Origin of the sequence: Streptomyces sp. NPDC026659 (assembly GCF_040638245.1) — a bacterium.
GTDB lineage: Bacteria > Actinomycetota > Actinomycetes > Streptomycetales > Streptomycetaceae > Streptomyces.
In genome coordinates, this window is sequence record NZ_JBEZXY010000004.1 from 352,319 (window position 1) to 370,927 (window position 18,609).

At 71.0% G+C, this 18,609-nt stretch carries 18 protein-coding genes; 5 read left to right on the forward strand and 13 right to left on the reverse strand.

Going from position 1 to position 18,609, the window contains the following annotated elements; genetic code table 11:
• Window positions 1-108: 108 nt before the first annotated feature.
• From AB0E91_RS13690 to clpS, 6 genes are all read right to left on the reverse strand, one after another.
• Window positions 109-1,059: a cysteine synthase gene (locus AB0E91_RS13690; protein ID WP_361779873.1), complete on the reverse strand. Its 951-nt coding sequence runs from the start codon at window positions 1,057-1,059 to the stop codon at window positions 109-111.
• Window positions 1,060-1,075: 16 nt separating this feature from the next.
• Entirely contained in the window at window positions 1,076-1,354 is a 279-nt protein-coding gene (locus tag AB0E91_RS13695) for a MoaD/ThiS family protein (RefSeq protein ID WP_361779876.1), read from the reverse strand.
• Window positions 1,355-1,516: 162 nt separating this feature from the next.
• Window positions 1,517-1,939, reverse strand: a complete 423-nt coding sequence (locus AB0E91_RS13700; protein WP_161180806.1) for a M67 family metallopeptidase — start codon at window positions 1,937-1,939, stop codon at window positions 1,517-1,519.
• 145 nt (window positions 1,940-2,084) lie between these two features.
• The gene (locus AB0E91_RS13705; protein WP_361779880.1) at window positions 2,085-3,503 is read right to left on the reverse strand and encodes an amino acid permease; all 1,419 of its coding nucleotides are present in this window, start codon (window positions 3,501-3,503) and stop codon (window positions 2,085-2,087) included.
• A 408-nt stretch (window positions 3,504-3,911) separates the two neighbouring features.
• Window positions 3,912-4,523 carry a DUF2017 domain-containing protein gene (locus tag AB0E91_RS13710; RefSeq protein ID WP_161180804.1) on the reverse strand — a complete coding sequence of 204 codons (612 nt, stop codon included), beginning with the start codon at window positions 4,521-4,523 and terminating at the stop codon, window positions 3,912-3,914.
• Between the two features lie 10 nt (window positions 4,524-4,533).
• Entirely contained in the window at window positions 4,534-4,899 is a 366-nt protein-coding gene (clpS, locus tag AB0E91_RS13715) for an ATP-dependent Clp protease adapter ClpS (protein ID WP_161180803.1), read from the reverse strand.
• A gap of 8 nt (window positions 4,900-4,907) precedes the next feature.
• Between clpS and AB0E91_RS13720 the strand changes: the two genes are divergently transcribed.
• Together AB0E91_RS13720 and AB0E91_RS13725 are read left to right on the forward strand one after the other, a co-directional pair.
• Window positions 4,908-6,254, forward strand: a complete 1,347-nt coding sequence (locus tag AB0E91_RS13720) for a nicotinate phosphoribosyltransferase (protein WP_361779885.1) — start codon at window positions 4,908-4,910, stop codon at window positions 6,252-6,254.
• Window positions 6,255-6,298: 44 nt separating this feature from the next.
• Window positions 6,299-6,892 carry an isochorismatase family protein gene (locus AB0E91_RS13725; protein ID WP_361779888.1) on the forward strand — a complete coding sequence of 198 codons (594 nt, stop codon included), beginning with the start codon at window positions 6,299-6,301 and terminating at the stop codon, window positions 6,890-6,892.
• Here the strand turns inward: AB0E91_RS13725 and AB0E91_RS13730 are convergent.
• The 3 genes from AB0E91_RS13730 to AB0E91_RS13740 form a co-directional block, all read right to left on the reverse strand.
• Window positions 6,882-7,235, reverse strand: coding sequence for a hypothetical protein (locus AB0E91_RS13730; protein WP_361779891.1), 354 nt, complete (start codon window positions 7,233-7,235; stop codon window positions 6,882-6,884). The genes AB0E91_RS13725 and AB0E91_RS13730 overlap by 11 nt on opposite strands.
• A 389-nt stretch (window positions 7,236-7,624) precedes the next feature.
• A complete protein-coding gene (locus tag AB0E91_RS13735; protein WP_361779894.1) occupies window positions 7,625-7,945 on the reverse strand; it encodes a hypothetical protein in 321 nt (106 codons plus the stop codon).
• Between the two features lie 121 nt (window positions 7,946-8,066).
• Window positions 8,067-10,412 (reverse strand): immune inhibitor A domain-containing protein, encoded by a 2,346-nt coding sequence (locus AB0E91_RS13740; RefSeq protein WP_361779897.1) that lies wholly within the window; start codon window positions 10,410-10,412, stop codon window positions 8,067-8,069.
• 360 nt (window positions 10,413-10,772) lie between these two features.
• Here AB0E91_RS13740 and AB0E91_RS13745 point away from each other — a divergent pair, with 360 nt between their 5' ends.
• Window positions 10,773-11,069: a hypothetical protein gene (locus tag AB0E91_RS13745; RefSeq protein WP_361779900.1), complete on the forward strand. Its 297-nt coding sequence runs from the start codon at window positions 10,773-10,775 to the stop codon at window positions 11,067-11,069.
• A gap of 106 nt (window positions 11,070-11,175) precedes the next feature.
• Here AB0E91_RS13745 and AB0E91_RS13750 read toward each other — a convergent pair whose 3' ends face one another.
• Window positions 11,176-11,943, reverse strand: a complete 768-nt coding sequence (locus AB0E91_RS13750; protein ID WP_361779903.1) for an RDD family protein — start codon at window positions 11,941-11,943, stop codon at window positions 11,176-11,178.
• A gap of 71 nt (window positions 11,944-12,014) precedes the next feature.
• Window positions 12,015-13,625, reverse strand: a complete 1,611-nt coding sequence (locus AB0E91_RS13755; protein ID WP_361779906.1) for an RDD family protein — start codon at window positions 13,623-13,625, stop codon at window positions 12,015-12,017.
• A 283-nt stretch (window positions 13,626-13,908) separates the two neighbouring features.
• Between AB0E91_RS13755 and AB0E91_RS13760 the strand changes: the two genes are divergently transcribed.
• Window positions 13,909-14,322 (forward strand): SsgA family sporulation/cell division regulator, encoded by a 414-nt coding sequence (locus tag AB0E91_RS13760; RefSeq protein ID WP_361780150.1) that lies wholly within the window; start codon window positions 13,909-13,911, stop codon window positions 14,320-14,322.
• A 35-nt stretch (window positions 14,323-14,357) separates the two neighbouring features.
• Here the strand turns inward: AB0E91_RS13760 and AB0E91_RS13765 are convergent, their stop codons facing one another.
• Window positions 14,358-15,767 carry an FAD-linked oxidase C-terminal domain-containing protein gene (locus AB0E91_RS13765; RefSeq protein ID WP_361779909.1) on the reverse strand — a complete coding sequence of 470 codons (1,410 nt, stop codon included), beginning with the start codon at window positions 15,765-15,767 and terminating at the stop codon, window positions 14,358-14,360.
• A gap of 97 nt (window positions 15,768-15,864) precedes the next feature.
• On the opposite strand from AB0E91_RS13765, the gene AB0E91_RS13770 reads away from it, so the two are divergent.
• The gene (locus tag AB0E91_RS13770) at window positions 15,865-17,340 is read left to right on the forward strand and encodes a tetratricopeptide repeat protein (RefSeq protein ID WP_361779912.1); all 1,476 of its coding nucleotides are present in this window, start codon (window positions 15,865-15,867) and stop codon (window positions 17,338-17,340) included.
• 36 nt (window positions 17,341-17,376) lie between these two features.
• Here the strand turns inward: AB0E91_RS13770 and hppD are convergent, their stop codons facing one another.
• Entirely contained in the window at window positions 17,377-18,522 is a 1,146-nt protein-coding gene (hppD, locus tag AB0E91_RS13775) for a 4-hydroxyphenylpyruvate dioxygenase (protein ID WP_361779915.1), read from the reverse strand.
• Window positions 18,523-18,609: the final 87 nt, after the last annotated feature.

Genomic DNA, 18,609 nt, shown 5'->3' on the forward strand with positions numbered 1-18,609 from the left:
GGCCCCCTCATAGGAGGGGGCTGACGCGATCTTGTGAGCTTCCCGGGTTTGACCGGAAGAGACCTTGCGGGGCCCGGCCGGAGGAGAATCCGGACCGGACCTGGAGACTTAGGCCCAGAGCTGGCCGTGCAGGGCCTCGACCGCCTCTTCGGTGGTCGCGGCCGTGTAGACGCCGGTGGAGAGGTACTTCCAGCCGCCGTCGGCCACCACGAACACGATGTCCGCGCTCTCCCCCGCCTTGACCGCCTTGCGGCCGACCCCGATCGCCGCGTGCAGCACGGCGCCGGTGGAGACGCCCGCGAAGATGCCCTCCTGCTGGAGGAGTTCACGGGTACGGGCCACCGCGTCCGCCGAGCCGACGGAGAAACGGGTGGTCAGCACGGAGGCGTCGTACAGCTCGGGGACGAAGCCCTCGTCGAGGTTGCGCAGGCCGTAGACCAGGTCGTCGTAGCGCGGCTCGGCGGCCACGATCTTGACGTCCGGCTTCTGCTCGCGCAGATAGCGGCCGACGCCCATCAGGGTGCCGGTGGTGCCGAGGCCCGCCACGAAGTGGGTCACCGAGGGCAGGTCGGCCAGGATCTCGGGGCCGGTGGTGGCGTAGTGGGCGCCCGCGTTGTCCGGGTTGCCGTACTGGTAGAGCATCACCCAGTCGGGGTGCTCGGCCGCCAGCCCCTTGGCCACGCGCACGGCGGTGTTGGAGCCGCCCGCCGCCGGGGAGGGGATGATCTCCGCGCCCCACATGGCGAGCAGGTCGCGGCGCTCCTGCGAGGTGTTCTCCGGCATGACGCAGACCATGCGGTAGCCCTTGAGCTTGGCTGCCATGGCGAGCGAGATGCCGGTGTTGCCGGAGGTGGGCTCCAGGATGGTGCAGCCCGGGGTGAGCCGGCCGTCCTTCTCCGCCTGCTCGATCATGTGCAGCGCGGGGCGGTCCTTGACCGAGCCGGTGGGGTTGCGGTCCTCCAGTTTGGCCCAGAGGCGGACGTCGGGGGACGGCGAGAGCCGCGGCAGGCGCACCAGAGGGGTGTCGCCCACCGCGGCCAGCGGGGAGTCGTAGCGCATGGAGCCCGACGACCGCTCAGACCATCCCGCCGGCGACGGCCGGCAGGATCGTCACGGTGTCGCCGTCGGACAGCTTGGTGTCGATGCCGTCCACGAAGCGCACGTCCTCGTCGTTCAGGTAGACGTTCACGAAACGGCGCAGCTGACCGGCGTCGACCACCCGGTCCCGGATGCCCGCGTGCCGGGTCTCCAGGTCGGCGAACAGCTCGGCGAGGGTCTCCCCGGTGCCTTCGACCGCCTTCTGGCCGTCGGTGTACTGGCGGAGGATGGTGGGGATGCGGACCTCGATGGCCATGGTTGCGGGCTCCTGTCGAAGGGTGTCGTCGGACCTGCGGGCTCGGCGTGTCAGCAACAGGCCCGCACCACGGTCAGAACCATGGGCTCATCGTATCGATTCCCGGTCCACCGACCGGAATGCCTTCCCACATGTCGGACGATTACCGACCGAAGCGTGAGATCAGTACGCCTCGACGACCTTGATCTCCTCCTCGGTGACCTCGCCGTCCAGGATGCGGAAGGAACGGAACTGGAAGTCGCCGAGGCCGTCGGCGTCCGCCGTGGAGACCAGGACGTAGTGGGCGCCGGGCTCGTTGGCGTAGCCGATGTCGGTGCGCGAGGGGTACGCCTCGGTGGCGGTGTGGGAGTGGTAGACGATCACCGGCTCCTCGTCGCGGTCGTCCATCTCCCGGTAGAGCTTCAGCAGGTCCTGGGAGTCGAACTCGTAGAACGTGGGCGAGCGGGCCGCGTTCAGCATCGGGATGAAGCGCTCGGGGCGGCCGGTGCCCTCCGGCCCGGCGACCACGCCGCACGCCTCGTCGGGGTGGTCCGCGCGGGCGTGGGCGACGATCCTGTCGTACAGGTCCTGGGTGATGGTCAGCATGGTCGCCAGGATAGGAGTATGGGCCGCCCCGTACCGAGGTGCGGTACGGAACGGCCCACATGGCGGACGCCCTGAGCGGCGGCCGGCGGGAGTGCCACGAGTACTCCCGACGGCCGGGCGTCCTGGATGGTCTTGCCCGGTGGGGTCAGCCCACCGTTTCCAGAGCCGGTTCCTCGCGCTCCCCGGTCTGCGGCGTGCGCGACTTCATGACGAACCAGCCGATGCCGAGGGCGATGGCCCAGACCGCCATCACGTAGAGGCAGATGCGGGAGTCGGCATCGTACGCGATCAGGCCCGTGACGAAGAGCAGGAAGACGATGGCGATGTACGAGCACACCGCGCCGCCCGGGGCCGGGAAGGACGAGGCGGGCAGCTCGCCCGAGACGACCTTGCGGCGGTAGAGCACGTGGCTGATCAGGATCATCAGCCAGGTCCAGATGCCCGCGGCGGTGGCGATGGAGGTGACGTAGCCGAACGCCTTGGCCGGGACGACGTAGTTCAGGACCACGCCGATGCCCATGAAGAGCACCGAGACGGTGACGCCGATCGCCGGGGTCTTGGAGGCCGACAGGCGGGAGAAGACCCTGGGGGCCTCGCCGCTGTCCGCCAGGGTGCGCAGCATGCGGCCCGTGGAGTACATGCCGGAGTTGCACGAGGAGAGCGCGGCGGTGAGGACGACGAAGTTGACGATGCCCGCGCCGGCCGGGATGCCGATCTCCGCGAACGCCTTCACGAAGGGGCTGACCCCCGGTGAGAACTCGGTCCACTTGACCACGCACAGGATCACGGTCAGGGCGCCGACGTAGAAGAGGGCGATGCGCCAGGGCAGGGTGTTGATGGCCTTCGGGAGGGTCTTCTCGGGGTCCTCGGACTCGCCCGCGGTGACACCGACCAGCTCGACGGCGAGGTAGGCGAACATGACGCCCTGGAGCGTCATCAGGGAGGAGCCGATGCCCTTGGGGAAGAAGCCGTCGAACTGGTAGAGGTTCGAGACGGAGGCGGTGTCACCGGCGGCACTGAAGCCGAAGGTCAGCACGCCGAGGCCGATCACGATCATGCCGATCAGGGCCGTGACCTTGACCATCGAGAACCAGAACTCCAGCTCGCCGAAGAGCTTCACGGAGATCAGGTTGACGCCGAACAGGACCACCAGGAAGACGAGCGCCGTCACCCACTGCGGAACGGCCGGGAACCAGTAGTTGACGTAGATCGCGGCGGCCGTCAGCTCGGCCATACCGGTGACGACCCACATCAGCCAGTACGTCCAGCCGGTGAAGTAACCGAAGAAGGGGCCGAGGAACTCGCGCGAGTACTCGGCGAAGGAACCGGAGACCGGGCGGTAGAGCAGCAGCTCGCCCAGGGCCCGCATGATGAAGAAGATGATCGCGCCCGCGAGGGCGTACATGAGGATCAGACTGGGACCGGCCTTGGCGATGTTCGCCCCGGCTCCCAGGAACAGGCCGACGCCGACCGCGCCGCCGATGGCGATCATCTGGACCTGGCGGCTGCCGAGTCCTCGCTCGTACCCCTCCTCAGGGGCTTCGGTGACCTTCTCAGAGGCCATGGTGGTGCGCCTTTCTCCATGCCGACCCGTGGCCGGTCAGCGGCCTCGGATCGGGTTTCGATCCCCCCGGAATTGATGGAGCTGGGCGGGTTGCGAGCCCGCCCTTGCCTGGCCGACGGTCGCCGGCTCGGTGGCGCACCCGGTCGAACATGGGTGGTGTTCGCCGGGCGGTCGTGAAGATTTATCACGGCCGCAACAATGAACAAAGGGGGGCAGTGTGGCGCACCACACAGGAAGAAGCGGACAAAGAGCGCACGAATGGCGCAAACCAGGCCGCAACGGTGACGCGATCGTTATCCGGATTTGAGCGTCCTCTGAGCGAACACAAAATCCGGCGGATCGTTACAAACGGCTACGGCAACAGGGTTATGGCAACCGGGTTGCGGCAGCAGAGTCACGCCAGCAGGGTCACGGCAGCAGCGTGGAGACGAGCGTCTCCTGGAGTCCGCCCAGCCAGAGATAGGCCAGCACCATCGGCTTGCGCGGATCCTGGTCCGGCAGGTGGTAGAGCGGGTCGGTGTCGTCCTCGCCGGTGATCTCCAGGCGGGCGCCGATCGCGAGCCGCAGATCGTTGAGCGCGCTCAGCCACTGCCGGGACTCGTCCGGGGAGAGCTTCAGCACCGCAACGCCCTCGTCGGCCGCCGCCGAGGCGGGGGCGTCCAGGGTGCGGATCACCGCGAGCGCGTTCTCCCGCTTGCCCGCGCGCAGGTCGTTCTCGGTGTAGCGGCGGAACTCGGCCGAGTGCTCCTGGCGTTCGGCGGCCTCCGCGGCGGTGTCCGGCTCCCGCTCGGGGTCGGTGTACGCGTCCGGGAAGAGCCGGCGCAGCACCGGGTCGGTGGGCGGCTCGCTCGGGCCCTCGGCGAACAGCCCGGCCAGCGGGTCGGCGGAGGCGTCCTCGGCGGGGCCGGGGCCGATCAGCTCCAGGAGCTGCACGGCCAGGGACCGGATGATGGAGATCTCGACGTCGTCGAGCGCGACGGCCGCGCCGCCGCCGGGGAGCGGTTCGAAGTGTCCGGGCATGTCTCTGGGTTTACTTCCGGTCCTGCTGGAGGGTGGCCCACAGGCCGTAGCCGTGCATTGCCTGCACGTCGCGTTCCATCTCCTCGCGGCTCCCGCTGGAGACGACCGCCCGGCCCTTGTGGTGGACGTCGAGCATGAGCTTGGTGGCCTTGTCCTTGGGATAGCCGAAGTACGACTGGAAGACGTACGTCACATAGCTCATGAGGTTGACCGGGTCGTTGTGCACGATGGTGACCCAGGGGACGTCGGGCTCGGGTACGGCGAAGACCTCTTCCGCCGATTCGGTGCGTTCGATCTCTACGGGAGCGGGTGACGTCACACAGCAATGCTGCCACGTGGCCCAGAAATCGTCACACTGACGAAATGGGAGTACCATCCCTCCTCATGAACGCAGCGGACCTTGGGCTGCCGGTCGACGTCCCCTCGACGGCGCTCTTCACGGACCAGTACGAGCTGACCATGCTGCAGGCCGCCCTGCGGGCCGGAACGGCCGAGCGGCGCAGTGTGTTCGAGGTCTTCACCCGGCGCCTGCCGAACGGCCGCCGGTACGGAGTCGTCGCGGGCACCGGGCGGGTGCTGGACGCGGTGACGAACTTCCGGTTCGACGCCGGGATGCTCGACTTCCTGCGCGAGCGGGAGATCGTCGACGGGGCGACCCTCGACTGGCTCGCGGACTACCGCTTCCAGGGCGACATCTGGGGCTACCCGGAGGGCGAGGTCTACTTCCCCGGCTCGCCGGTACTGCGGGTCGAGGGCAGCTTCGCGGAGTGCGTGCTGCTGGAGACGGTGATCCTCTCGATCCTCAACCACGACTCGGCCATCGCGGCGGCCGCCTCCCGGATGTCCTCCGCCGCCGGTGACCGCCCCCTGATCGAGATGGGCGCCCGGCGCACGCACGAGCTGGCCGCCGTGGCCGCCGCGCGCGCCGCCTACATCGGCGGCTTCGCCACCACCTCCGACCTCGCGGCGGGCTTCCGCTACGGCATCCCGACCGTCGGCACCTCCGCGCACGCCTTCACCCTGCTCCACGACAACGAGCGGGACGCCTTCCGCGCCCAGGTGGACGCGCTGGGCGCGGGTACGACGCTGCTGGTGGACACGTACGACGTCGCGGAGGCGGTGCGTACGGCGGTGGAGGTGGCCGGGACCGACCTGGGCGCCGTGCGGATCGACTCCGGGGACCTGCTGCTGGTCGCGCACCGGGTGCGGCGGCAGCTGGACGAGCTGGGGGCGACGAACACGCGGATCGTCGTCACCTCGGACCTGGACGAGTACGCGATCGCCTCGCTGGCGGCGGCGCCGGTGGACGCGTACGGCGTGGGCACGCAGCTGGTGACCGGCTCCGGGCACCCCACGTGCTCGATGGTCTACAAGCTGGTGGCCCGTGCGGAGTCGGCCGACCCTGCTTCCCCTCTGGTGCCGGTGGCGAAGAAGTCCAGTGGGGGCAAGACCTCCATCGGCGGCCGCAAGTGGGCGGCGCGGCGGCTGGACGGCTCCGGGGTCGCGGAGGCCGAGGTCGTGGGCACGGGCCCGGTGCCGGACGACCTGGCCGACCGGGAGCTCCTCGTCGAGCTGGTCAAGGGCGGCGAGGTGATCGCCCGCGAGCCGCTGGACGTGGCCCGCGACCGGCACTTCGCGGCCCGCGCGAACCTGCCGCTGTCGGCGACCCAGCTGTCCCGGGGCGAACCCGTCCTTCCGACGGAGTACGTGCACCTGGGCTCGGGTAGCTAGGTCTCTAGGCTCGATTCCTTGGATCCCACTCGAAGGACACCAGCATGCGCCGCGCCTTGATCGTCGTAGACGTGCAGAACGACTTCTGCGAGGGAGGCAGCCTCGCGGTGGCGGGGGGTGCCGACGTGGCCGCCGCCATCACGGAGCTGATCGGCCAGGCGGCGGGCACGGGCTACCGGCACATCGTGGCCACCCGCGACCACCACATCGCCCCCGGCGGCCACTTCGCCGACAACCCGGACTACGCCCACTCCTGGCCCGCCCACTGCGTCGCCGGCACCGAGGGCGTCGGATTCCACCCCAACTTCGCCCCCGCCGTCGCCTCCGGCGCGGTGGACGCGGTCTTCGACAAGGGCGCCTACTCGGCGGCGTACAGCGGCTTCGAGGGCGCCGACGAAAACGGCACGGGTCTCTCCGAGTGGCTCCGGGAACGGGGTGTGGAGGAGGTCGACGTGGTGGGCATCGCGACGGACCACTGTGTGAAGGCGACAGCCCTGGACGCGGCCCGCGAAAACTTCCGCACCACCATCCTCCTGGACCTCACCGCAGGCGTGGCCCAGGAGACGACGGACAGGGCGCTGGAGGCACTGCGCGAGGCAGGAGTGACCCTGACGGGCAAGCCGGTGGTCAGCGGCTGACGTGAATCTCCGGCAAGGGGGTGAGCCCGAACCCCTCCCCCTCAAGGAGCCCTCGCGCCAGCCCCCGCGCCCTCCCCCACGCCTCGTCCCCACCCAGCGCCTCCGGACTCCACCGGTCCGGATCGCCACTCATCTCACTGAACACGGCATCGATCTCCCGCAGCCCAGCGAGGACGGCCTCGCCGAGGGCCCCCGCCGCCACGAGCCCGGGGGCGGCGCCGGTGGCATGCTCAAGATCCAGAGCAATCTCATCCGTCAGCACGCCGTGCCTCCGCGCCCATCCCACCTGCTCGTCAGCGGACGCGGCCACCAGCCGCAAGGCACCGATCACGAAGCTCCTCATGGCGCCCGACGGTACTGGTCGCTGCGCGGCCGTGACGGGTCGGGTGCGGGTGCGTGGTGCCTGGTCGCGCAGTTCCCCGCGCCCCTTTCAGGTGGGACCAGTGACGTCTCAGGTGGGACCAGTGACGTCGGTCAGCTGGTCACGCCTGCAGACTCGCCGGAGCACCCCGCAGCCGACGGAACCGGTCCCACCTCAGGGGCGCAGGGCTGTGTCTGATTTGCGGCTCCGCCGCGTGGGCGCGACCGGCCACGATGCACCCGCACCCGAAGACGCACCTCACCTAGTGACACCGGGCACCTTGGCAGCCGACGGAAACTGGTCCCACTCAAGGGGCGCGGGGAACTGCGCGACCGGCCACGACGGGCCCGCACCCGACAACGAACCGCAGCTCACGTCCCCGAAGGCACCGCAGGTCGCAACAAGGAGCGGATCGGGCGCCACAGGCCGGAGGCCGACGTGCCGTCCAGGGGTGCCGTGCGCCAGACCAGGCCGTCCGGGTGGTGGAGGACTGCCGTGATCTCGTCCGGGGTGGGGGGTGCCGTGTTGCCCCGGAGGTACACCGCTCGGAGGCCGAGGTTGCGGAGGCGGGTCAGGGCGCGGGCGCGGTTGCGGGCGTGCACCAGGACGCGGACCCCGGCGGAGCCGTGGGGCAGGTTGAGAGCCACCACCACCGTGCCGTTCGGCAGTCTGCTGAAGCCTCCTGCGGCCATGCGGTCACGTCCCCGTTCCGTCCGGTGTCAATAAGCCGTCCACAGGACGCACCTAAACACGATCGGCGGCAACCCGCCAGGGGATTGCCGCCGATACGTCTGTGACCTGCGATGATGCCGACTACTTCACCGCGGGGCCGACCTCGAGCTCGATCGTCGAGCCGTCCGTCGCCTCCTTGGTGATCTTGATCTTGGTGTTGGTGTCAGTGATCTTGACGCCACCGGTCGGGTTCGCCGGGTCGTAGTAGGTGCTCGCGTGGTCGTTGAAGACCGACACCCCCTTCGACGCCTTGATCTTCGTCGCGACGTCGCTCTTGTGCAGCGTGATGCCGTCCGTGCCGTAGAGGCTGAACGGCGAGTCGTACGCCTGGATGCGGTTGCGCAGCAGCGTGCCGTCGGCCCACTTCAGCGCCGCCGGGTGCGAGTCGATCGGCAGGATGAGGCCCGTACCCGGGTGCCCGTCGGCCGAGTTGGTGTTGTTGTCCGCCTGGGAGGTGTCCCACTTCCAGATCAACAGGCCGTTCTGGTACGGGTAGTGCTCCACCCAGCCCGGCTTCGAGGCGAAGCCGAAGTTGTACGGACCGACCTTCAGGGTCTTGTCGTACGACTCGTACTGCCGGTTCTCCGCGATGTAGTACTGCTGGTAGTCCTTGGTGAAGGACGCCCCGATCCGGGAGAAGCCGCCCGCGGCCCAACCCGCGTCCGCGGACTCGGCGTTGTCGGAGAAGACGGCGGAACCGTCGGCGGTCACCGCGATCTCGTCGGCCGCGAAGCCCTTGAGCGCGACCCCGCCGTCCGTCTGGTAGCGGAAGCGCACCTGGATCTTCTGGCCCGCGTAGGCGTCCAGCGGGAACGACAGCTTCTTGTAGCCGTCCACCGTGCCGGTGAGCGCGGGCTTGCCGGAGCCGTCCTCCGGGATGGCCGCGCCGTCCACCGTGCCGTTGATCGCGGTCCAGTTGGCCCCGCCGTCGGTGGACACCTCGGTGTAGAGGTAGTCGTAGCCGGCCTCGATGTCGTACCAGCCGTCCAGGCTCAGCGTGGCCGAGGACTTGCCGGTGAGGTCGACGGACCGGGTCAGCGTGTTCTTGAGGTCGTTGCCGCTGCCGCTCCACCACTGGGTCGCGCCCTGGGCCGGGGTGACCACCTCGGTGGTGACCTCCTTGTCCGGGAGCGAAACCACCAGCGCCTGACGGTACTTGGTGTTGTACTCGGAAAGGCCCAGCTTGTGCCAGGAGGAGACGCCCGCCTTGGCGGTGTCGTAAGTGAGCCAGCCCAGCTGCAACTTGTCCCAGGCGTTCATGTCGCCGGGCAGGTCGCCGATGGCCTCCTTGCCGGTGCCCAGCCAGGAACCGGAGGACATCAGGGTCCAGAAGCCGGTGGAGTTGTCGCCCCCGGCGGTGTCGTACTCGTCCGGCAGCCCGAGGTCGTGGCCGTACTCGTGGGCGAAGACGCCGAGTCCGCCGTTCTCCGGCTGGATGGTGTAGTCGCCGACCCAGATGCCGGTGTCGCCGATCTGGGTGCCGCCGAGCTTGTTGTCGGACGGACCGGTCGCACCGGCGTCGGTGCCGAACGCGTACCAGCGGTGGGCCCAGATGGCGTCCTCGCCCTGCGCGCCGCCGCCCGCGGACTCGTCCTCGCCGGCGTGCACGATCTGGAAGTGGTCGATGTAACCGTCGGGCTCGTTGAAGTCGCCGTCGCCGTCGTAGTCGTAACGGTCCCACTGGTCGTACTTGGCAAGCTCCGTGCGGATCTCCGCGGCGCTGTCACCGGCGGCCTCACGGTCGGCGACCCAGGCGTTGACACCGTCCTGGACCGCGTACCAGGCGCCGGTGGAGGCCTTGTTGGAGCCGTAACGGGCCTCGTTGTAGGGGACCTTGACCCAGTCGGTGACCTCGCCGTCGACCGAGTAGCGGCCCGAGGACTGCTTCTCGTAGTACTTCTTCAGCGACTCGGTGTCCTTGCCGGTGCCGAAGTAGAGGTCCTGGTAGTGCTGCTGGTTGTAATCCGCCTGCCAGGCAGTGGAGTTGTCCTGCTTGCGGTCCGGTGCGGCGATCTGGTTGTGCAGCGGCCCGGGGGTGCCGCCGTACCGGGAGTCCGTCTTGTCCCCGAACTCCACCAGGATCGTGAAGATCTTGTCGGTCTTCTCCCGGCCCAGCTCGACGTACTTGCTGTCGCCCTTCTTGCCCTTGAGCTGGACGACCTTGGAGCCGTGACGGTCCTCCGGCTTGGCCTTGCCCGAGATGACCTGGGTCAGCGCCTCCCGGCGCTGGGCCTGCTGGGTCTTGCTCAGCGGACCGTCGAGGTCGTGCTCCCGCTGGGCGACCGGTGCCGGGTCGTGCCGGTTCTCGGCCGCCGACCGGGGCGCCGCGCTCGCCTCCGCGACGGCGAACGTCGCGAACGTGGCGGAGGCCGCGGCGAGGGCTACGCCTATCGCCGTGGATCTGAACGTCCAGGATCTGCTGGTCACTTGATTTCCTCCCCCGCGCCGCGCGCACGGCAGGAGGGTTCCGGTTTCATGGAAGATTCCGTGCGCGCACGATCAACGCGTGTAGTCAAGTGCCGTTATTTGACTAGAGGTTTAGAAGAAAAGACAGACCTTGACTTGTACAGGACAGGTGCACTATGCGGAGCGGGGGTTCGCTTTGCGGACGGCCGCGTCCCCTCAACGGGCGCGCGCATACGCCCAGTTGGCGAAGGTCATGACTCCGTGCGCCCCCTGTGCACCGGCGCCCCGGGCAAGGTCACGCTTACCCGGCGCGTGACTCGGGCATGGACGCGGGGAGAGTCCAGTGGCACCCCCACATCATCTTCCGAGGACACGATTGCCATGCCTCGTCCGACCGCCGCACAGCTCGCCTACGGTTCCTGCACCGTGATCTTCTCCACCCTCGCCATGCTGCTGCTGTCACAGACGGGTTCCGGCCCCGGGATCGCCGTGATCGCCCTGGCCGCGCTCGCCCTCGGCGTCCTGGTGGCCATGACCGTGCCGCACCCCCGGCGGGCGCGGACAGCTCGCCCCGAGGCCGCGCCGGAGAGCATGCCGGCGCCCACCCGGCTGGAGAGCGCGCGGCGGGAGCCGGTCGGGGCGGCGTCCGAGCCGGTACGCCAACGGACCGCTTCCTGAGGGCGGTTCGCCGCCCGCGTCGTACGCGCGGGAGAGGGGCGGCCCGGGGTCTCTCGCCCCGGACCGCCCCTCTCCCGCGTGAGCGCCGCCCTCTTCCCGCCGGTGGCTACCGCGTGCTGACCACCACCGTCTTGGCCGCCTTGTCGTGCAGGCCCTGCTTGTAGGGGCGGTCGAAGTAGCTCCAGCCACCGCAGATCGCGGTCCAGATGCAGGCGCAGCAGAAGGCGAACGGCAGCCACAGCACCAGCGCGCGCACCAGCGAGGTCTGCGCGGAGGGGGTGGAGCCGTTGTCCAGGTTGGCCACGCGCATGTGGAACCACTTCATGCCGAGTGTCTGGCCGGTCTTCGCGATCAGGATCGTGTCGTAGGCGATGTACAGGATCGCGGCGATGATCGACTGGGCGAAGGACTTCCCGGCGTTCATGTTCTGGCCGTTCACGTCGTACTGGTGCACCCCGAACGCCCAGGTCACCAGCCAGACGACGATACCGACCATGATCATGTCGAGAATGCGGGCGATCGTGCGCTTGCCGCTGTCGGCGAGCGGGGGCATCCCGGCGAGGGGATCGGCGGGGTAGCCGGGGCCGCCCGGCCCTCCGGGGGTTCCGTAGGGGCCGCCGCCCTGGCCCCCGTAGGGGCCGCCCTGACCGCCGTACGGGCTGCCGCCGCCCTGACCGCCGTAGGGGTTGCCCGGCCCGTAGGGGTTGCCGCCGGGCTGCTGGGGGCCGCCCTGGCCTCCGGGAGGCGGAGGCTGCTGCCCTCCGTGCGGCGCGTCGTACGGCGAGCCCCCGCCCTGCTCCGACGGGGGGCGCTTCCTCAGCGGATCGTCGTCGGGGGGCTGCGGTCCGGAGCCGGAGGGCGGTTCGCTGCTCATGGCCCGAGTGGACCGCGAACGCCCCGGCTCCGCACCCGGCGGGCGGCCGTACGGAGTACCGTCCGGCGGCTTCAGTCCGCGACGAAGGTGTGCGCCGCCTTGTCGTGCCAGCACTGGCGCCAGGGGCGGTCGAACAGCCCCCACAGCACGCCGACCGCCCCGATGCCGAGGAGTCCGGGCACGCAGTAGACCAGCCAGCGGCGCAGGGCCGCGCCGAACGTGGGCGGCTCGTGCGCCTCGATGTCCCGCACCTGGATCCCGCACAGCCGCTTGCCGAGCGTACGGCCCCACTTCGCGGTGGGCAGCACCTCGTAGACCACGCCGAAGAGGAGCAGTACGGCGAGGACGACGGCGAGGTACGTGCCGGTGGTGCCGTCGATCAGCCAGACGGTGACGGTACGGCCGGACAGCCGGGCCGCGTCGATCTTGTGCCGGAGGTGGTCGACGGTGCGGACGCCCAGGGGTACGGCGGCGGCAGCGGTGACGGCGCCGACGAAGAGGCTGTCGATGATCCGGGCGACCAGCCGCTTGCCAAGCCCCGCGGGACGCCCCGCCGCCTGCCGTCTCGCCGCGGCCAGGAACGGGTCCTCCACCACCGGCTTCCACGGCGCGACCGTCTGCTCCTCCCCTCCCCCGGCCAGCTGATGCACCTGCTGAGCCCAGGAGGCCTGCCCGCCACCCGGGTTCTGCGCGGCGAGGTCGGGCGCGACGGGGCCACCCGCCTGACCGCTCCGCGCCCCGGGGACGGCGGGCCCGAACCCGCCCAGGGGGCCACCGGGTCCGGGAGGGGTGACGACGTCGAAGCCACGTGCGCCTGCGGCGTGGCCCGTCCCCGCGGGGCTCTGCGCACCGGGCAGGTTCCCGGCCTCGGCGGGGGCCTGCCCACCGAAACCGCCAACGGCCGCGCCAGGACCGCCCGTCCCGGCGGGGGCCTGCACGCCGGGTGCGCCGACAGCGCCGAAACCACCGGCAGCCGCGGCGGGGCGGCTCTGCCCACCGGGACCGCTGTTCGCCCCGGCCTGACCCTGAGCCACACCGCCCTGGGCACCGGGTACGCCGGATGCGGCGGGGCCGCTTGCTCCGGGCGCACCCGCCCCACCGGGGGTACCGGCCGGAGCCCAGCCCCCGGCCTCCGGGCCGCCCGCGCCGAAGGCGCCCGCGTTGCCCTGCTGGGCGGCGAACTGCCCGCCGGGAGCGACGGGCACACCCGCACCCCGCGCACCCGGAAGACCCCCACCGACCGGCCCCTGCGCCGCACCACCCTGAGGGGATGCCCCTACGGGCCCCTGCGCCCCGAACCCGGAGCCGTCCGCACCCTGGGCACCGCCGGAACCCTGGTGAACCGGCGGAGCCTCCCGCTGAACCGGCGGAGCCCCCGGCCCCGGAGTCGGCCGTCGGCTCAGGAACGTGTCCGCCACGGACGCCTCCGTGTCCCACGCCGGGCTCCCCGCAGGGGGTGCGTCGTCGAAGAAGTGGGGGCCCGTTTCCTCGACCACGGCAGGGGTGGCGGGGCGGGCGCCCTGGGGCGGGGTGAGCGGTTCGCCGGCGGCGGGGGCGGGGCGGCTGGTGCCGGGCATCCAGGCCGCGCCGTTCCAGTAGCGGACGTAACCGGGGATGGACGGGTCCGGGTAGTAGCCCTCGCGGGGCCTGTCGTCACCGTGGGCCGGCGTTGGGGCGCTCATGTCCGTCCCGTATCTGCTCGGAGGTGGGATAGGAACCCCCACATCTATCAGACCCGGGCACCCGGCACCGCCAGTCCGGCCGGACCCACCCTTTCCGGGCAATGCCGGGCCCCTTCACGACGTACCGACGGTGGACGGACGACGGACGGACGACGGACCGAGGAGGCCCCGCGAGAATCCCGGAAAAAAACTTTCCCGAACCCGCGTAATGCCCGGGCCCCTTCCCCCTCTCCCTTCCCGTGGGCCCGCCCAGGAGGCCCCGGTGAGAGAGGAAACGCAGGTCATGGAGCACACGGTGGTGGAGCGGGAACTGGAGCTCAAGCTCATCCTTTCGCCCGAGCGGAGCATCCCCGTCCCGGCCCGGCTGAGCTACCGCTCGGACGACCCCTACGCGATCCACGTCACGTTCCACATCAACTCCGAGTCCCCCGTCAACTGGACGTTCGCCCGCGAGCTGTTGGTCGAGGGCGTCTTCCGCCCCTGCGGGCACGGCGACGTCCGCGTGTGGCCGACGAAGGTGAACGGCCGCAGCGTCGTGCTGATGGCGCTCAGCTCGCCGGACGGCGACGCCCTTCTGGAGGCGCCCACCCCGCAGGTCTCGGCGTGGCTGGAGCGGACCCTGCGCGTGGTGCCGCCGGGCGCCGAGGCCGAACAGCTCGGCATCGACGCCGCGCTCGACCAGTTGCTCGCCAGGTGAATCGCCAGGTGAACGGCCCGGCCCCCGGGGCGGGTTCAGAACAGTTTGCCGGGGTTGAGGATGCCGAGCGGGTCGAAGACCCGCTTCACCGCGCGCTGCATCTCGACCCCGACCGGGCCGATCTCCCGCGCCAGCCACTCCTTCTTCAGCACCCCCACCCCGTGCTCCCCGGTGATGGTGCCGCCGAGTTCGAGCCCGAGCGCCATGATCTCGTCGAAGGACTCGCGGGCGCGGCGGGACTCGTCGGGGTCGCGGGCGTCGAAGCAGACGGTGGGGTGGGTGTTGCCGTCGCCCGCGTGCGCGCAGAGCCCGATGGTGAGGTCGTACTTGGCGGCGATCCGCTCGACCCCGGCCAGCATCTCGCCGAGCCGGGAGCGGGGCACGCACACGTCGTCGATCATCGTCGTGCCCTTGACCGCCTCCAGTGCGGTCAGCGAGAGCCGCCGGGCCTGGAGGAGGAGTTCGGACTCGGCGGCGTCCTCGGCGGGCACCACCTGGGTGGCGCCCGCCGCCTCGCACAGCGCGCCGAGGGCGGCGAGGTCGGCGGCGGGGTCCGGGGTGTCGAAGGCGGCGAGCAGCAGCGCCTCGGTGGTCTCGGGCAGACCCATGCGGGCGTAGTCGTTGACCGCCTTGACGGTCGTACGGTCCATCAGCTCCAGGAGGGACGGCACATGGCCCCCTGCCATGATCCGGCACACCGCGTCGCAGGCGTCGGCCGCCGAGGCGAACTCGGCGGCCAGCACCAGTTGCGCGGGCGGCTTGGGACGCAGGGCGAGCACGGCCCGTACGACGATGCCGAGGGAGCCCTCGGAGCCGACGAACAGCCGGGTGAGGTCGTACCCGGCGACGCCCTTGGCGGTGCGGCGCCCGGTGGACATCAGCCGGCCGTCGGCGAGGACGACGTCGAGCCCGAGGACGTACTCGGCGGTCACCCCGTACTTGACGCAGCACAGGCCGCCCGAGGCGGTGCCGATGTTGCCGCCGATGGTGCAGGTCTCCCAGCTGGAGGGGTCCGGCGGGTAGTACAGGCCGTGTTCGCCGACCGCGCGGGAGAGCGTGGCGTTGACGACGCCGGGCTCCACGACGGCGACCCGGTCCACGGGGTTGATCTCCAGGATGCGGTCCATCCGGGTGAGGGACAGGACGATGCAGCCCTCGGAGGCGTTGGCCGCCCCGGACAGGCCGGTGCGGGCCCCCTGCGGGACGACCGGCACGCGCAGTTCGGTGGCGGTGCGCATGACGTGCTGGACCTGTTCGACGGTCCGGGGCAGCACGACGACGGCGGGCGTCCCGGCCGGGCAGAAGCTCGCCATGTCGTTGGCGTAGGAGACGGTGACCTCGGGGTCGGTCAGCACGGCCTCGGCGGGCAGCCCCGCGAGCAGCCGGCCGGTGAGAGTGCCGGCGGTCACGGCGTCGTCGTCGCGGGGCGCTTCGATACGGCTCATGATCCGAGCGTCGCACTCGGGGCCATCGGTGTGAACCCCGCACGCGCCGTCCTTGGGCCACCCGGATGTGCTCGTCATATGGGCGCACAGTTGCCGCATGGAGAAGCGACAGTACGGGCACTCCGGGCCCGGTACGTCCCTGGTGGCCGAGTCCGCGCCGCGCCGTGCCCGGCGGTGGCCCCGTCGGCTGCTGGCCGTGGCGCTGGTGAGCGGCGCGGCGGCGGGCGCGGTCCTTGCCCTGCCGTCCACCGGTCCCCGGCCCGAGAAGCAGCGGCCCCCGGCGCCAGCACCGGGCCCGCGGGCGATGGCGCTGACGGCGGTGACCACCGGGCTGCCGGCCGCGCTGCCCCAGCTGACGGAGCTGATCGGGCGGCAGGAGAGCGCGGTGCGGCAGCGGCCCGCCGACGCGCGGGCCTGGGCGGCGCTGGGCGCGGCGTACGTGGCGCGGGGGCGCCAGACGGCCGACGCGGCGGACTTCCCGAAGGCCGAGCAGGCGCTGAACAGCTCGCTCCAGGTGAAGAGCGCGGGGAACGCGGAGGCGCTCGGCGCCCTCACCTCGCTGGCCAACGCGCGCCGGGACTTCCCGGCGGCGAAGCGGTACGGCGAGCAGGCGCTGAGGCTGACGCCGAAGAACTGGTCGGCGTATCCCCCGCTGATCGACGCGTACAACGGGCTCGGTGACTACACGAAGGCCCGTGCCACCCTCGACAAGCTGATGGCGCTGCGCACCGGCCCGGCGGATCGGCCCGCCGTGATGGCGCGGGCGGCCTCCGTCTACCGGGACCGGGGCTGGCGCGAGGACGCGGTGGCCCAGCTGACGGACGCGGCGGCGGCCGCCGGTACGCCCGCCGAGCAGGCGGCGTGGCTGGCCGGGGTCGGGCAGCTGGCCTGGGAGCGGGGCGACCGCGCGGACGCGCTCCGGCACTTCGAGGCGGCCCTGCGGCTCGACCCGGCGCAGGGTGTGGCGGCGACGGGCCGGGCACGGACGCTGGCCGCCCTTGGCCGCACCGACCAGGCGCTGACGGCGTACGACGAGGCCCTGGCCGGGCACCCGGACCCCCGGACCGCCCTGGAATTGGGCGAGTTGTACGAGTCGCTGGGCCGCGTGCCGGACGCCGAGAAGCAGTACGCGCGGGTGCGGACGCTGGCCGCGCGGGCCGCCTCCGGCGGGGTCGACGAGGAGTTGCTGACCGGCCGCCTGGAGGCGGACCACGGCGACCCGGACGAGGCGGTGACCCGGTTGCGGGCGGAGTGGAAGCGCCAGCCCGGCATCGATGTGGCCGACGCGCTGGGCTGGGCGCTGCACCGGGCGGGCGACGACGAGGAGGCGCTGAAGTACGCCACCGTCGCGACGGACAAGGCGAAGGGCGGCGGGGTGCGCAGTGCGCTGTACGCCTTCCACCGGGGCATGATCGAGCGGGAGTTGGGCCGTGTGGGGCCCGCCCGGCGGCACCTCTCGGACGCGCTGCTGGTCAACCCGTACTTCTCGCCGGTGTGGGCGCCCGAGGCACGGCAGGCGGTGGCGGGGCTGGGTGATCCGGAGGACGGGACGCTGCCGGAGGACGCGCTGTAGGCGGGGGCCGGCTTCCGGAGTCGGCCCCCAACTCGCTTACAGGTTCCCGCGCTTGGCCTGCTCCCGTTCGATCGCCTCGAACAGGGCCTTGAAGTTGCCCTTTCCGAAGCCCATCGAGCCGTGGCGCTCGATGAGTTCGAAGAAGACGGTCGGCTTGTCCTGGACCGGCTTGGTGAAGATCTGCAGCAGATAGCCGTCCTCGTCGCGGTCGGCGAGGATCTTCAGCTCGCGCAGGGTCTCGATCGGCACGCGGGTGTCGCCGACCCACTCGCCGAGGGTGTCGTAGTAGGAGTCCGGGGTGTCGAGGAACTGGACTCCGGCCGCACGCATGGTGCGTACGGTGCGGACGATGTCGTTGGTGTTGAGGGCGATGTGCTGGACGCCCGCGCCGCCGTAGAACTCCAGGTACTCGTCGATCTGGGACTTCTTCTTGCCGACGGCGGGCTCGTTGATCGGGAACTTGACCTTGAGGGTGCCGTCCGCGACGACCTTGGACATCAGCGCGCTGTACTCGGTGGCGATGTCGTCGCCCACGAACTCCTTCATGTTCGTGAAGCCCATGACCTTGTTGTAGAACTCCACCCACTCGTTCATGCGGCCGAGTTCGACGTTGCCGACGCAGTGGTCCACGGCCTGGAAGGTGCGCTGGGCGGGCGGCTGGACGATGGGCTCGGCAGCGGTGAAGCCGGGCAGGTACGGGCCGTCGTAGCCGGTGCGCTCGACCAGGGTGTGGCGGGTCTCGCCGTAGGTGGAGATGGCGGCGAGGACGACGGTGCCGTGCTCGTCCTTCACCTCGTACGGCTCGGCCAGCGGGCGGGCGCCGTGCTCGACGGCGTAGGCGAAGGCGGCGCGGGCGTCCGGGACCTCGATGGCGAGGTCGACGACGCCGTCCCCGTGCTCGGCCACGTGCCGGGCGAGGAACTCGCCCCAGGGGGTGCTGGGCTTGATCACCGAGGTGAGCACGAAGCGGGCGGAGCCGTTCTCCAGGACGTAACTCGCGGTCTCCCGGCTGCCGTTCTCCGGTCCGGAGTAGGCGACCAGGGTCATGCCGAAGGCGGTGGAGTAGTAGTGCGCGGCCTGCTTGGCGTTGCCCACGGCGAAGACGACCGCGTCCATTCCCTTGACCGGGAAGGGGTCGGCCTGCCGGGCGGTGTCGGGAGTGTGGTGTGTGGTCTGCGTCATAGCCGAAGGGTGGCTCCGGTCCGCAAGGTGCGCAATAGTTCGCGTATTGACTGGACAGTCTGTTCAGCCGTACGGCCGTACCGGCGG

Excerpts from the sequence above, each read along its gene's own strand:
- AB0E91_RS13690 (WP_361779873.1), bottom strand. The coding sequence starts at position 1,059 with ATGCGCTACGACTCCCCGCTGGCCGCGGTGGGCGACACCCCTCTGGTG.
- AB0E91_RS13695 (WP_361779876.1), bottom strand. The coding sequence starts at position 1,354 with ATGGCCATCGAGGTCCGCATCCCCACCATCCTCCGCCAGTACACCGAC.
- AB0E91_RS13700 (WP_161180806.1), bottom strand. The coding sequence starts at position 1,939 with ATGCTGACCATCACCCAGGACCTGTACGACAGGATCGTCGCCCACGCC.
- AB0E91_RS13705 (WP_361779880.1), bottom strand. The coding sequence starts at position 3,503 with ATGGCCTCTGAGAAGGTCACCGAAGCCCCTGAGGAGGGGTACGAGCGA.
- AB0E91_RS13710 (WP_161180804.1), bottom strand. The coding sequence starts at position 4,523 with ATGCCCGGACACTTCGAACCGCTCCCCGGCGGCGGCGCGGCCGTCGCG.
- clpS (WP_161180803.1), bottom strand. The coding sequence starts at position 4,899 with ATGGTACTCCCATTTCGTCAGTGTGACGATTTCTGGGCCACGTGGCAG.
- AB0E91_RS13720 (WP_361779885.1), top strand. The coding sequence starts at position 4,908 with ATGAACGCAGCGGACCTTGGGCTGCCGGTCGACGTCCCCTCGACGGCG.
- AB0E91_RS13725 (WP_361779888.1), top strand. The coding sequence starts at position 6,299 with ATGCGCCGCGCCTTGATCGTCGTAGACGTGCAGAACGACTTCTGCGAG.
- AB0E91_RS13730 (WP_361779891.1), bottom strand. The coding sequence starts at position 7,235 with ATGAGGAGCTTCGTGATCGGTGCCTTGCGGCTGGTGGCCGCGTCCGCT.
- AB0E91_RS13735 (WP_361779894.1), bottom strand. The coding sequence starts at position 7,945 with ATGGCCGCAGGAGGCTTCAGCAGACTGCCGAACGGCACGGTGGTGGTG.
- AB0E91_RS13745 (WP_361779900.1), top strand. The coding sequence starts at position 10,773 with ATGCCTCGTCCGACCGCCGCACAGCTCGCCTACGGTTCCTGCACCGTG.
- AB0E91_RS13750 (WP_361779903.1), bottom strand. The coding sequence starts at position 11,943 with ATGAGCAGCGAACCGCCCTCCGGCTCCGGACCGCAGCCCCCCGACGAC.
- AB0E91_RS13755 (WP_361779906.1), bottom strand. The coding sequence starts at position 13,625 with ATGAGCGCCCCAACGCCGGCCCACGGTGACGACAGGCCCCGCGAGGGC.
- AB0E91_RS13760 (WP_361780150.1), top strand. The coding sequence starts at position 13,909 with ATGGAGCACACGGTGGTGGAGCGGGAACTGGAGCTCAAGCTCATCCTT.
- AB0E91_RS13765 (WP_361779909.1), bottom strand. The coding sequence starts at position 15,767 with ATGAGCCGTATCGAAGCGCCCCGCGACGACGACGCCGTGACCGCCGGC.
- AB0E91_RS13770 (WP_361779912.1), top strand. The coding sequence starts at position 15,865 with ATGGAGAAGCGACAGTACGGGCACTCCGGGCCCGGTACGTCCCTGGTG.
- hppD (WP_361779915.1), bottom strand. The coding sequence starts at position 18,522 with ATGACGCAGACCACACACCACACTCCCGACACCGCCCGGCAGGCCGAC.